This is a genomic window from Shewanella sp. SM32 (assembly GCF_025654235.1).
GTDB lineage: Bacteria > Pseudomonadota > Gammaproteobacteria > Enterobacterales > Shewanellaceae > Shewanella > Shewanella oncorhynchi.
Genome location: NZ_JAKKRO010000011.1, coordinates 22551 through 36508, shown reverse-complemented (window position 1 = coordinate 36508; position 13958 = coordinate 22551). Strand labels below are relative to the sequence as shown.

Sequence of the window (13958 nt, the reverse complement as noted above, 5' to 3'; positions counted from 1 at the left end):
AGTCAGCTATCTTAGTAGGCATCTTTTACGTATTCAACCCAATAGGTCGGTAAACATGAAACGTTTTATTGGCGTTAAACAGCTAGCGTTTTTCAGTGCACTGTTGATCGCTACTTTACTTGCGCTTTTTCCGCTAAGTCAGCATCCCGCGGTGTTTTCCTACAGCGCAGGCGTAGTGTTAGTGACCTTGATGTTTTGGAGCACAGGTTTCTTCCCGCCCTTTATGGCGGGGTTAATCTTTTTTGCCCTTGCCACCATTTTTAAACTCATTGAGCCGAGTATACTTTTCTCCGGATTCGGCTCAACTGCGGTGTGGTTAATCATTTCAGGGTTTGTGATCGGCAGTGCCATCACTCAGTCTGGCTTAAGTCGCAGAATGGCCAGTTTGATTGCCCCCATACTGACCTCAAGTTATCCACGCTTGATTGCGGGTTTAGTCTTTAGTGCCATGCTGCTTGGCTTTGTGATGCCCTCATCCGTTGGCCGTGCTGTGGTCATGGTGCCAATTGGTATGGCGTTAGCTGAGCAAGTCGGTTTTGCTCGTGGTAGCCATGGACGGATAGGCATTGCGACCGCCTTGGCACTGGCGTGTAACATGCCCAGTTTTGCCGTATTGCCCGCGAATATTCCCAACATGATATTAGCGGGTTCCAGTGAGAATCTATTCAATATCCATTTTGGTTATACCGAGTATCTCTTATTGCATTTTCCAATCCTTGGCTTACTCAAATCAATATTGATTGTGGCGCTAGTCGTTTTCCTATTTCCTGCAAAAATTGATAACAACCAGCCTGAACGCGTTATTGAAAAAGAAGCTTATAACCTTGGTATGCAAAAGAAAGTTGCACTGTTACTGGCTATTACTTTGCTCTTTTGGGTGACTGACTCGCTGCACGGCATTAATCCCGCTTGGGTAGGATTAACAACGGCTATCTTGTTATTGCTCCCCAAATGGGGAGTGCTTGAGCCTAAGAGTTTTAATAGTTCAGTGGATTTGTCGACCGTCATTTTTGTCGCGGCAGCCTTAGGTCTGGGAGCATTGGTCAATCATTCCGGGCTCGGCACTGCGCTAGGTCAACTGTTCAGTGAATGGTTACCATTGCAGCAAGGGGCATCGTTCCTGAATTTTATGTCGTTATCGTTAATCGCGACGCTAACAGGATTAGTGGCAACGGTTCCAGGCGTGCCGACTGTGTTATCCCCCATGGCGGCAGACTTTGCCAATGCAACTGGCTTCTCCACCCCTGCGGTATTAATGACGCAGGTGATCGGTTTCTCAACCGTGATTTTTCCTTATCAGGTGGCTCCTTTGATTTTGGCGATGCAATTATCCCAAGAGCCATTAACTAAACTACTTCGCATCACCTTACCTCTAGCGGCAATAACTCTAGTTGCACTTATTCCACTGGATTATCTGTGGTGGCTATGGCTCGGTTGGATAGCCTAAACCCTCACCATTGGCGGTATTCATGCCGCCAATGGTGGATTTTAGAGCGGTTATATCAAGAACTCACAAGGCCCACGTCCAAAGCGCGATGCTCAGGTGACTGAGTAAAATTCAATTACTTGATCTTGAGTTGGTAAACACTCGTGGTGCCACTAACTTCATTGCCTATTATTAACAAAGGATTACCGTTAGGGCTTTTATCGGCACTGACAAATTTCATCCCTTCTGGTCCCAAATCACCCGCCAATGTTGCATCACCTTTGACTGCACCTGTAGCGGTATCGACAACGAAGTCAGCTTCAAAATCACGGTTCACAACATAGTCGACAAAATGCACATCAAAAGAATTAGTCACGTCATAGATCATAAAGCCAGAGGTACGTTCTAAACCAACAAAGGCATATAGTCGTTGACCAATTTGGCCTAGGGCTAAAGCTTCTGGCTCTGGCCCCTTGTCATCGCTGCGACTATCACCTTTATTTTCTTCGTTGTTATTGTTGAACTTATCCCCCAGTAGTGCGGCGGTAATACGTTCAAAATCACTGCCACTGTCAAACACTTGCTGACCATCAGTATTCCAAATCGAGAATGAACGAGCACCAAAGCTCACGACTTTGTCGTAGTCGCCATCCTTATCATCATCCCCCATGCTCTTCGTTACCTTAAGACGCGCTAATTGGGTTTTATCTTTTGCGGCGGCAAATTGTGGGTGATTCGGGTCGAGCACTAAATCCCCTGCGCGGGCTTCTTCCGAAAAAGCCACATAGTCACGGGAGTCACCTTCATTCGCAGTCACAATAAAATCAGTGTTATTCCAACGGTAACTCGCTATGGTATCGGGTTGATACATGCCGTACACCCCAGTGTAGCTTTGCAGGTTCACAAGATTATCTTTGTCACTTGCATCAATTTTATTCACCTCAAGCCCGTAATCCTTGAGGCCTAGCGGTAAAATCTTGGCCACTTTAGCATTGGCGATATCAATCACGGCAATGGCATTGTTCTCTTGCAAACTGACAAATGCACGGCGGTTATCTTGGCTAATAGCGATATATTCAGGTTCTAAATCCTGCGCAACACTCGCCATTGGGCCATTAATTTTAATGTCCGCGGTGATTTCACTTGCACGTACACTACCTTGATTAAACTCATTAAAATCTATGATGGTTGCGCTTGCTGCCGGCTTACCCTCCGTAATAGCAATCAACGCAACACTGCCTTCAGGATCTAAGGTATAAGCAGGATTAGGTTCGCCTTCATTGGCCACGAGTAAAGTTTTACCGTCGTGGGTGAACACTACATTATCGGGTAAAGCACCGACTTCGACGGCGCTGATAAACTGCGGAGCATCTGTGCCATTAAGCTGATAAAAAGCCACAAAACCATTGGCTTGGGTTTTATTGCCTGCAGCGTCACCACGCTCAATGGCAGCCGCTAACAAGTTGCCTGAAATACTCACGCTGTTCACGCTACCCATAAAGGTTTGACCCACATCCTTAGCAACATCGAGTTCTGCTAATTTTTCGAGATTATTCAATGCTAAAGGATCTGTGGCGTTTAATGCAGTCGCTAATAAGCTGCCATCGATAATATCGACTTTGCCGCTAATCGCATTGACCACAAAAATATGGTTAGATGCACTGTGATATGCAACGATTTCGGCAGCACTTAAGCCATAAACGCCAGTCTGATGACGACCAATTAACTCAGCCTTTAAGCTTGCAGTTTGTTGCTGGCAAACATATTGGGTTTGCGCGACTGCAATTTCATTGTCATCCAATTTTCCATTATGGTTGGCATCTAATCCGGTATCGATACGCTGACCACTGGCGGGACAATTTGCATCACCGATAGTTAATGCGGTCACTTTAACCAGTGAATTTAAGCCGTTGTCGCCTTTATCACCTGCTGCGCCATCATCACCGCTGCAAGCACCGAGCAATAAGCTCGCCATAATGGCGGCTGCAAGCGGGAGTCGTTGTGTTTTCATCGTGTCATTCCTGAATATTTTATTTTTAGTAGGGTGAAGCTAAAGCCCACTAAATTAGTCAGCATAAAAGACACCTAGATGACAAAGCAGTGACACTCAGATGACAACTAACACTTTTAAATGAAGCATATTGGAGGATAACGGCTCGAGCCGCCAAGGTTATGCCTCGATTATCGAGACTTGCTACTTAGTTACAATTTAATCGGTAAAATACGGTAAAGAAATCATCGCAAAGATTGGTTTATTTGTCCTAGCGCTTTACTATGCTATTGCTTAATGCCTTACCGTGAAAATTGATCGAAGCACAATTCACTTTTCCCCAAACACTGCCAATTAGCGCAAGATGCTGGCTAAAAATGGACGGATTAGAGTGAATTGTCCTAGTACAATTTAAACCACGCCGCATAACCCTGAGAAATACGCTTTCAATTCTTTCGCCACCCGAGGTAACAGTGGACCCACAATCACAACCTTCTGCCCATAACGGTAGACGTATACCGAATTTAGCACTGCTTATTCCCATGCTAGCGGCGATTGTCGCGATCACACCATTGGCCATCGACATGTACTTACCTGCGATGTCGACATTGGCCCTTAGTTTTCATACCGATATCACAACAGTGCAACAGTCCCTGAGTATCTACTTAGCAGGTTATGCACTGGGCATGTTGTGTTTCGGTCCCTTAGCTGACCGCATTGGCCGTCGCCCTATGGTGATAATGGGGCTGAGTGGCTTTATGCTAACCAGTTTACTGATTGGGTTTGCTGGTCAAGTCGAAGTCTTTCTTGGGCTACGCTTTTTGCAGGCTTTTATCGGCGCAGCAGCGACTGTGGTGGTACCGGGATACATCAAAGAAGTCTATGGCGACAATACCGCCAAAGGTATGTCTTACGTGAGTTTAATCATGATGTTAGCGCCATTATTGGCCCCTAGTATTGGCAGCGTTATCTTAGAACTCGGTGATTGGCATTTAATCTTCTTCATTCAATCTGCCTATGCCGCGACCCTGTTATTACTCGTGCTGTTTGCGCTAAAAATGCCCAGCGATAAAGATATGGATACCCGCAGCCAAAAATCATTTCTTGGTGCCTATGCGACCGTATTTTCCCGACCTGGCGTTAAGTTGAACATTGCCAGCGGCGTGTTAACGTCTTTTGCGTTTTTCTGTTATCTCACCGCATCACCCTTCGTTTATATGGAAGTCTTTGCCTTAGATAAATCCTATTTTGCCATCTTGTTTAGCACCAACGTTGGCGCCTTGATGTTGGCCAATATCATTAATACTCGCATTGTCGGCCGCTATGGTTCGCTGCGTATGTTGCACGTATCGACCTTTTTTGGCGCTATTGCGGGGGCTGGTTTATTAACGGTCAACCTACTGGATATGAGCTATCATTTTACCGTGATCATGCTTATTCCTTTGATGGGCAGCCTAGGGGTGATGTCGGTCAACGCCGATGCGATAGTGCTGATGAAGTTCAAACAAGAAACCGGAACGGCAACGGCGGTTATTGGCACCTTAAGATTTGGCTGTGGCGCGTTAGCGGGGCCATTATTAGCGGTGTTCTATGATGGCACAGCAGTGCCCTTCTCCGCCCTTATGTTAGGCTCTATTGTGTTAGTCGGTATTTGCCAATTCAATCGTCCAAAACATCAAACGCAGCCGACGGTTTAAGGATTTATTTTTAAGGGTCTATTTTTAAGAAATCATGGATGCCAATGCCTCATCTACAACACATGTTTGATCGCGTGAAAACAGCGCATTGGCTTTCACTAAATATAGCAAATAAGTAATATTTAATCGCAATAGTTAAGTATCTGCTTATCTAACGTCCCACACCAAAACGGCACTTTTAGTGCCGTTTTTGCTTTTTAAGCATCTAACAATCTGAAAAATATAAGATAAGTCCATAAATCAGCCTAGATTACTTGGCGATTCCAGCAAGTTCTCCAGCCATTCAAACGTGAAATTGTTTCAAGTTGGTTATTTTTTACATAAAAGGCTTGAAATGTTGTTTTTTTTGAATATGATGAAATTCTGTTCATTGCAACAGTTGCTGCATCCTAAGGATGAATCACTTGTCTTCTACGAAGTCAGTTCAGCATTACGGAGCCTGAATTACCCTTCAGGCTTAATTTTTAGAGCGATTACCGTCGCTGTAACAAAATACTGTTTACCGTAACGGTACTATGCAATAGGAGTTCCACATGGAGATGTTATCCGGCGCCAGCATGATAGTGCGTTCTTTGATTGATGAAGGCGTAAAACACATTTTTGGCTATCCTGGCGGTTCAGTTTTAGATATCTACGATGCCCTGCACGTTATCCCAGGTATTGAACACATACTCGTTCGCCACGAACAAGCTGCCGTGCACATGGCCGATGGCTACGCCCGTGCAACGGGTAAAGTGGGCGTGGTATTAGTCACCTCAGGACCCGGTGCCACCAACGCGATTACCGGTATTGCCACCGCCTACATGGACTCTATTCCCCTCGTAGTATTATCGGGTCAAGTACCGAGCAACCTTATCGGTAATGATGCTTTCCAAGAATGCGATATGATCGGTATCTCTCGTCCTGTGGTCAAACACAGCTTTTTAGTTAAAGATCCCACTCAAATCCCTGAAACGATAAAAAAAGCCTTTTATATTGCCTCTACCGGCCGTCCTGGGCCTGTGGTCGTCGACCTGCCAAAAGATTGCTTAAACCCAGCGCTGCTGCACGAATATATTTATCCCGAAAGCGTGAAAATGCGCTCATACAACCCGACAACCTCGGGGCATAAAGGACAGATCCGTCGTGGACTACAGGCACTATTAGCGGCTAAAAAGCCTGTGCTCTATGTCGGTGGCGGCGCCATTATCTCAGGTTGTGATAAGCAAATTTTACAATTAGCTGAGAGATTAAATATTCCCGTCGTCAGCACACTCATGGGACTCGGGGCTTTTCCAAGTACCCACAAAAACAGCCTAGGCATGCTAGGGATGCACGGTCGCTACGAAGCCAACATGACTATGCATAACTGCGATTTGATCTTCGGTATTGGTGTGCGCTTCGACGATAGAACCACGAATAATGTGGAAAAATATTGCCCGAACGCGACCATTTTGCACATAGATATCGACCCCTCGTCTATTTCAAAAACTATCCACGTCGATATTCCCATCGTAGGGTCGGCCGACAGTATTTTAGACAGCATGTTGACACTGTTAGATGAATCGAACGAGCACAATGACAACGATGCCATCGCCACTTGGTGGAATGATATTGAGCAATGGCGCGGCCGCGATTGTCTGGCCTATGACAAAAACAGTGGTCGCATCAAACCACAGCAAGTGATTGAAACCTTGTATAAGCTGACCAATGGCGATGCCTATGTCGCCTCTGATGTTGGCCAGCACCAGATGTTTGCCGCCTTGTACTATCCGTTCGATAAGCCGCGCCGCTGGATCAACTCAGGGGGTCTAGGCACCATGGGGTTTGGCCTACCCGCCGCAATGGGGGTTAAAATGGCGATGCCTGATGCCACGGTTGTCTGTGTCACGGGTGATGGTTCAATCCAGATGAACATTCAAGAGCTTTCGACCGCGCTGCAATATGATACGCCGGTTAAAATTATCAACTTAAACAATCGTTTCCTTGGCATGGTTAAACAATGGCAGGACATGATTTACTCTGGCCGTCACTCACATTCCTATATGGATTCAGTACCTAATTTTGCCAAAATTGCCGAGGCCTATGGCCATGTAGGTATGACGATCAGCGATCCCGCCGAACTTGAGTCAAAAATGGCAGAAGCGCTGGCGATGAAAGACAGACTGGTCTTTATCGACATCATGGTGGATGAAACTGAGCACGTGTACCCAATGTTGATCCGTGGTGGTGCGATGAATGAAATGTGGCTGACCAAGACGGAGAAATGCTAATGCGTCGAATTATATCTGTATTATTAGAAAACCAATCCGGCGCCCTTTCTCGTGTGGTCGGTTTGTTTTCACAGCGCGGCTATAACATTGAAAGTTTAACGGTGGCGCCAACGGACGATATCACCCTGTCGCGGCTTAACATCACAGTCGTTGCCGATGAAATGGTGTTAGAGCAAATAGAGAAGCAGCTACATAAACTCATCGATGTGTTAAAAGTTTCGAATATTACCGAGTCAGCTTATATTGAACGCGAATTAGCCCTTATCAAGGTCCGCGCCCAAGGCGAGTTTAGGGAAGAAGTTAAACGGATGGCGGACATTTTCCGCGGCCAGATTGTCGATGTCACCGCCAATTTATATACCATCCAAATGGTCGGCACATCAGAGAAACTCGATGCGTTTATTCATGCGCTAGGTGAAGTGACTAAATTGGTCGAAGTCTCTCGCTCCGGTGTGGTGGGTTTGGCTCGCGGAGAAAAGGCCATGAAAGCGTAACTTTCTCACGGAAATCTCGCGGACATTTTTTGCGTGAACACAAAAACAAGGGGAGCATTATGCTCCCCTTGTTTTTAGGTGGTTACCACAGTGTCAATTATGACTGGCTGTCTAGCAAGCGCGATGAAGTGATCTCAATTTTGCGTGGTTTCAATGCTTCAGGGATTTCACGCACTAAATCAATATTGAGTAAGCCATTTTCTAAACTTGCGCCGAGCACAGTGACATAGTCTGCCAGTTGGAAAGTGCGCTCAAAACCGCGTTCCGCTATGCCTTGGTACAAGTATTTACGCTCGGTTTGGCTTTCAGCTTTGTTGCCTTTCACCAGTAATTTCTCACCTTCACTGCTGATCTCAAGTTCATTCATTGAGAATCCGGCCACGGCCATAGTAATGCGATAGCGATTTTCGCCTAATAATTCAATGTTATATGGGGGATAGCCAGTATTGCCATTATTAGCGGCGGCATGTTCTGCCAGCTGAGCTAAACGGTCAAAACCAATGGCACTACGGTACAGGGGAGCTAGATCATAATTACGCATATTCATATCCTTGTCTTAAGCAATATGGAGAATTGGCGGACGGTTTTCACGATGAAAACGCTTGTAGAGTCTGCCGAGTTAAATCTTCTGTCCTTACGGCACAGAATTCACACTAGGATCCTCATCGAGCGATCCTGAAATAGATATAAGGACGGGAGAGAAAATTTCAAGCAAGAAAATTAAAAAAATGTGCAAAATTTAAAAAGACCAACAAAAACGAACTCTTATTAATTTTAATACTTTGAATTGACGTGTGATTTGTATAGAGGCATTAGCGTCATTGCAACACGGAAATCTATATTCGCTAAATTGCAGCCAATAAAAAAGGAGCCTAGGCTCCTTTTTCAGTCTTAGCATCGAATTAACGAGTGCGTGGACACAATTCTTCAGCGCTGAAGAAGTAAGCAATTTCACGAGCAGCAGATTCAACAGCATCTGAACCGTGAGCCGCGTTTTCGTCAATGCTTTCTGCGAAATCAGCACGGATAGTACCAGGAGCTGCTTGAGCAGGATTAGTTGCACCTAAAATTTCACGGTGAGCTAAAACAGCGTTTTCGCCTTCTAATACTTGGACCATGATTGGACCAGAAGTCATAAATGCAACCAGAGCACCGAAGAAACCGCGCTCGCTATGCTCAGCATAGAAACCTTCAGCTTGTTCTTTGGTCAGGTGTAACATTTTAGCTGCAACGATCTTAAGACCAGCAGTTTCAAAACGATTGTAGATAGCACCGATGTGGTTTTTTGCAACAGCATCTGGCTTGATAATAGAAAATGTGCGTTCGATCGCCATAACTAGCTTCCTTTGTCAGCAAGTTTAAAAAATTCGCGCGGATTATACGAAATTTAAAAGCTAAATCCTATCTTTATAGCAAATTAGTCTGAGATATTGCGCACATTCGCTTTATTCGTAATCAGTTTGATCACACAAAATACCCCGCTAGGAGGATAAATCCTTAGCAGGGTTCATTAACTCATTAAAAAATGGGATTATTTTCTATTTTTTGCCCAAATACCAGCCCATGCAATCAAAGCGACTAAAATGACTGCGGGTGCAAGATCTAACAAGTGATGGAATAAACCGACACCGCCATGACCTGGATGAGCCCAAGCCATTGAAGGGACAAGCATACATAACAATACAAGCAAAAGTTTCATGTGAACATCCTTGCAGTTGCGATAATAAAGTTAAGCCATATAAATGCCTTAACCAATATACAACAAATTACGATATCCACTGAAAATGAACTTGACTGTGATCAAACTCTCGCGAAATATTCTCTGCGCCACTGCAAATACGTGAGGTAAATCACCTTAGTTAATTTTCTGAAGGACAAGATGCCTCACATAAAAAGCCGTACCACAACTGTGCTCACTACTTTTCATCAATCCAACACTGCTGAATTGCTTCCAGTATTTTTTCATTGCAATGCTTAGGATCATCAGCAAAATCATTCAAAGCTAACACCCACTCATACAGTTGGGTGAAATGCAGCTGAGTGGGATTCACCTCTGGGTGTGCTTCGAGTAATTCCAACGCAATATCTAACGAATCTATCCAAGTTAATGTCATCGTTTTCCCCTATTCTGTTCGCTTGAATGGATAAGCTAGTGCTTAACGCCGTTACCCATAAGGAGGTGAATCAAGTGTTGATATTCCGTAGTCAATACTCGACAACCGAGGCATTACCCCTGTGCTTGCGTCACCTTTTTTACTTTAATCGCATTTTTTTCAACAAAATCAATAATAGCACCCGCAACATCTTTCGTGGTGGCGCCTTCAATCCCCTCAAGCCCTGGTGAAGAGTTCACTTCCATGATCACAGGGCCATGGTTTGAGCGTAACAAATCAACCCCTGCCACATTTAATCCCATCGTCTTCGCCGCACGAATAGCTACAGAGCGCTCTTCAGGAGTCAGTTTGACTAAACTCGCCGTGCCACCACGGTGCAAATTAGAGCGGAACTCACCGGGCATAGCTTGACGTTTCATGGCGGCAATCACTTTATCGCCGAGCACGAAACAACGAATGTCTGCGCCGTTGGCTTCTTTGATATATTCCTGCACCATGATGTTGGCTTTAAGGCCCATAAAGGCTTCAATCACGCTCTCAGCCGCTTTGCGGGTCTCGGCTAATACCACGCCAATGCCTTGAGTGCCTTCGAGTAATTTAATCACCAGAGGCGCGCCACCCACCATATCAATTAAGTCTGGAATATCACTCGGTTTATTGGCAAAACCGGTAATAGGCAAACCAATACCGCGGCGTGACATCAGCTGCATAGAACGCAATTTGTCCCGTGAGCGGGAAATTCCAACTGAATCATTTAAGGCATAGACGCCCATCATCTCAAATTGGCGCAACACCGCCGAACCATAAAAGGTAATCGACGCCCCAATACGGGGGATCACGGCATCAAATGCAGGTAACTCTCGCCCGCCAATGTGGATACTCGATTGCCGCATGTTGATATTCATATAACATTCAAGGGGATTGATTACGTGTACTTCATGACCACGTAATTGAGCCGCTTCAACGAGTCGCTTCGTTGAATATAACTCTGGCCCTTGCGATAAAATCGCTATTCTCATTTGGTCTCCGGCAACCATTAATTTTGAGCGCATAATACGCCTGCGCAAGGATAAATCAAACAACTAGAGGCATAGACAAGATTAGTTGCACAAATGCTCAACGCCAAAAGCAAAAAACCAGTCACGTGGACTGGTTTTAATCATTATCGAAGCAATATTAATTGCCTTCGCTAACCATGTTAACCGTGTATTTAGGGATCTCAATCACCATGTCAGTGTCGACCACTTTAGCCTGACAAGATAGACGGCTTTCGGGCTCGAGTCCCCATGCTTTGTCTAACATGTCATCTTCTAGCTCATCACTTGGCTCAAGATCATTAAAGCCTTCACGCACGATACAGTGACACGTCGTGCAAGCACAGGACTTTTCACAGGCATGCTCGATATTGATGCCATTACGCAGCGCAACATCGAGAATGGTCTCACCAACATTCGCCTCAAGCACAGCGCCATCAGGGCACAACTCGGCATGGGGAAGAAAGACTAATTGGGGCATTACATCACCTATATGTTGTCGATCGACTGGCCTTTAAATGCCACTCGAATAGAATTGTCCATACGTCTGGCAGCAAAATCTTGGGTTTGCTCATCCAGTTTTTCAATCGCGAGTTTAATCGCATCGGCATCATCGCCCGCGGCAACTTGCGCCACATTGGCCATAGTAGCATCGATCTGAGCACGCTCATCGGCATTCAGCAAATCGCCATCCTTCGCTAACGCTGCATGTAAAGACTCGAGTACCCTCGCCGCCTCCACTTGCTGCTCGGCCAGCATACGACGACCTATATCGTCTTTGGCATACTTCATCGAATCTTTCAGCATAGTGGCAATTTCAGTATCCGATAAACCAAAAGACGGCTTAACTTGAATACTAGACTGCACGCCGGTGGATTTCTCCATCGCGGTCACGCTAAGTAAACCATCGGCATCCACTTGAAAGGTCACACGAATATGCGCAGCACCAGCGGCTAACGGCGGAATACCCTTTAAGGTAAAACGCGCCAGTGAGCGGCAATCAGCGACGAGCTCACGCTCGCCCTGCACCACATGGAATGCCATGGCCGTTTGACCATCTTTAAAGGTGGTAAATTCCTGCGCCCGTGCAACCGGAATCGTGGTATTACGCGATACCACTTTTTCCACTAAGCCGCCCATGGTCTCTATGCCTAATGACAAAGGGATCACATCGAGCAATAACAAATCCGATTCGGGTTTGTTACCCACTAAAATGTCGGCTTGAATGGCCGCGCCAATGGCGACAACACGATCGGGATCGATAGACGTCAGGGGTGGTTTACCGAAGAAAGCTTCGACCTGTTCACGCACTAATGGCACGCGCGTTGAACCGCCAACCATCACAGTTTCAAGCACTTCATCCGTCGTCACGCCCGCATCACGCAGGGTACGGCGACAGCTGGCAATCGTCTTTTTCACCAATGCCGCAATCATGGCATCAAATTCAGCTTTAGTAACGATTTGCGTCAGTTCAGTACCATCGGCAAGGATCACTTTTGCTTCAGTTTCTGCTGCATCCGTTAAGGCTTCTTTGACTCGACGCGATTCAATCAACAACTGACGACTTAATTGTGAGTCGATGTCGCTAAGCTGCCACACTTGTTGCATATGTGCTTGCAGTAAATGATCGAAATCATCGCCGCCAAGCGCTGAATCACCACCAGTGGCTAACACTTCGAATACACCGCGATTCAAGCGCAAAATAGAAATATCGAAAGTACCGCCGCCTAAATCATAGATGGCAATCACGCCCTCTTGCTTAGAATCTAAACCATAGGCAATCGCAGCAGCAGTCGGTTCATTCAACAAACGTAGCACTTTAACACCCAGCAAAGCTGCGGCATCTTTTGTGCCTTGGCGCTGGGCATCATCGAAATACGCAGGCACAGTGATCACCACGCCTTGCAGTTCGCCGCCTAAGGTTTTTTCAGCGCGGGCGATCAGCGGACGTAAAATCTCCGCAGATACTTGCACGGGATTCACTTGGCCTTGGGGAGTCACAAATAAAGGTAAACCGTTTTCGCTTTCGGCAAACTCGTAGGGTAATGATTGCTCGCCAGCTTGAATATCCGCTAGGCTGCGGCCCATAAAACGCTTTACCGAAACGATCGTGTTTTGCGGATCCTGCGCCGAACTCAACGCCGCAAGTGCGCCGACTTCGACTGAATCTTGGGTATAACGCACGATAGAAGGTAATGAATGCTGTCCAAGTTCGTCCGGCAGGGTTGCCGTCTCTCCACTTCGAACGGCCGCCACCAAAGAATTGGTCGTACCTAAATCGATGCCAACGGCAAGTCTATGTTGGTGCGGCGCGGCACTTTGACCGGGCTCAGCTATCTGCAAAAGGGCCATATATATCCAACTTAGTAATGCCAACTCAAGCGTACTTGAGTCAGCAAAGTAACATAAACACGGAAAATCAATCTAACAGAGCGTCTTCGACTCTGGTCAACTCGTCGTGTAATTTTGCCATAAATTTGAGTTTGCGAACTTGATCTGCCGCTAACAATGCATCTTCAGCCTGCTCACTGGTTAACAGTTGAGTCAATTGCTGAGTGAGTTGCGCGCGGTACTGCGCAAAAGATTGATATAGCTCGTCAATACTCGCTTGAGGATCGGCACTATCGCGTATATCTTCTAACGCCTCGCGCCATTCCATTTGCTGCATCAAGAAGCCAGTATCTTTCACTGTCGTGGTTTCATGGCTTAATTCAATACCACGCAGCGATAACATATGCTCGGCGCGGCGAATGGGATCTTTTAAGGTTTGAAAACCATCATTGACTTGCGCCGTGCGCTGCACCGACAGCAATTTTTGCTGATCAGTATCATTGGCAAATTTATCGGGATGAACCGCCCGTTGCAGTTCGCGATAGCGTTCTGCAAGTAAGGCGGTATCAATATCGAAGGCAGAGGAAAATTTAAACAGCTCGAAATAATTCATGCGTCAA

Annotated in this window: 13 protein-coding genes; 4 read left to right on the top strand and 9 right to left on the bottom strand. The window is 46.0% G+C overall.

The genetic code is table 11. The features are described 5' to 3' along the window. Window positions 1-55 precede the first annotated feature (55 nt). Window positions 56-1447 carry an SLC13 family permease gene (locus tag L5M10_RS06575; RefSeq protein ID WP_263255054.1) on the top strand — a complete coding sequence of 464 codons (1392 nt, stop codon included), beginning with the start codon at window positions 56-58 and terminating at the stop codon, window positions 1445-1447. A gap of 115 nt (window positions 1448-1562) precedes the next feature. On the opposite strand, the gene L5M10_RS06570 is transcribed toward L5M10_RS06575, so the two are convergent. After that, window positions 1563-3437 carry a choice-of-anchor I family protein gene (locus L5M10_RS06570; RefSeq protein ID WP_263255053.1) on the bottom strand — a complete coding sequence of 625 codons (1875 nt, stop codon included), beginning with the start codon at window positions 3435-3437 and terminating at the stop codon, window positions 1563-1565. Window positions 3438-3889: 452 nt separating this feature from the next. On the opposite strand from L5M10_RS06570, the gene L5M10_RS06565 reads away from it, so the two are divergent. The 3 genes from L5M10_RS06565 (at window position 3890) to ilvN (ending at window position 7859) form a co-directional block, all read left to right on the top strand. After that, window positions 3890-5113 carry a multidrug effflux MFS transporter gene (locus tag L5M10_RS06565; RefSeq protein WP_263164775.1) on the top strand — a complete coding sequence of 408 codons (1224 nt, stop codon included), beginning with the start codon at window positions 3890-3892 and terminating at the stop codon, window positions 5111-5113. Between the two features lie 533 nt (window positions 5114-5646). After that, entirely contained in the window at window positions 5647-7365 is a 1719-nt protein-coding gene (locus L5M10_RS06560; RefSeq protein WP_105252618.1) for an acetolactate synthase 3 large subunit, read from the top strand. Further along, window positions 7365-7859: an acetolactate synthase small subunit gene (gene ilvN, locus L5M10_RS06555; RefSeq protein ID WP_028759823.1), complete on the top strand. Its 495-nt coding sequence runs from the start codon at window positions 7365-7367 to the stop codon at window positions 7857-7859. The genes L5M10_RS06560 and ilvN overlap by 1 nt, the downstream gene beginning before the upstream one ends. Before the next feature lie 97 nt (window positions 7860-7956). On the opposite strand, the gene L5M10_RS06550 is transcribed toward ilvN, so the two are convergent. The 8 genes from L5M10_RS06550 to hscB all read right to left on the bottom strand — a co-directional run bounded on the left by L5M10_RS06550 (window position 7957) and on the right by hscB (window position 13951). Beyond that, complete coding sequence (locus tag L5M10_RS06550) at window positions 7957-8400, bottom strand: Hsp20 family protein (RefSeq protein WP_028759822.1); 444 nt, start codon at window positions 8398-8400, stop codon at window positions 7957-7959. A 361-nt stretch (window positions 8401-8761) separates the two neighbouring features. Further along, window positions 8762-9193 (bottom strand): nucleoside-diphosphate kinase, encoded by a 432-nt coding sequence (ndk, locus tag L5M10_RS06545; protein ID WP_011789197.1) that lies wholly within the window; start codon window positions 9191-9193, stop codon window positions 8762-8764. 197 nt (window positions 9194-9390) lie between these two features. Continuing rightward, window positions 9391-9558: a hypothetical protein gene (locus tag L5M10_RS06540; RefSeq protein ID WP_006081849.1), complete on the bottom strand. Its 168-nt coding sequence runs from the start codon at window positions 9556-9558 to the stop codon at window positions 9391-9393. 217 nt (window positions 9559-9775) lie between these two features. Further along, window positions 9776-9973: a Fe-S cluster assembly protein IscX gene (gene iscX / locus L5M10_RS06535; RefSeq protein WP_028759821.1), complete on the bottom strand. Its 198-nt coding sequence runs from the start codon at window positions 9971-9973 to the stop codon at window positions 9776-9778. Window positions 9974-10086: 113 nt separating this feature from the next. Continuing rightward, entirely contained in the window at window positions 10087-10992 is a 906-nt protein-coding gene (gene rimK / locus L5M10_RS06530) for a 30S ribosomal protein S6--L-glutamate ligase (protein WP_006081851.1), read from the bottom strand. A 157-nt stretch (window positions 10993-11149) separates the two neighbouring features. Next, complete coding sequence (gene fdx / locus L5M10_RS06525; RefSeq protein ID WP_006081852.1) at window positions 11150-11488, bottom strand: ISC system 2Fe-2S type ferredoxin; 339 nt, start codon at window positions 11486-11488, stop codon at window positions 11150-11152. Between the two features lie 8 nt (window positions 11489-11496). Beyond that, the gene (gene hscA / locus L5M10_RS06520) at window positions 11497-13359 is read right to left on the bottom strand and encodes a Fe-S protein assembly chaperone HscA (protein WP_198572276.1); all 1863 of its coding nucleotides are present in this window, start codon (window positions 13357-13359) and stop codon (window positions 11497-11499) included. Window positions 13360-13426: 67 nt separating this feature from the next. Next, complete coding sequence (gene hscB, locus L5M10_RS06515; protein ID WP_263255052.1) at window positions 13427-13951, bottom strand: co-chaperone HscB; 525 nt, start codon at window positions 13949-13951, stop codon at window positions 13427-13429. Between the last annotated feature and the right edge of the window lie 7 nt (window positions 13952-13958).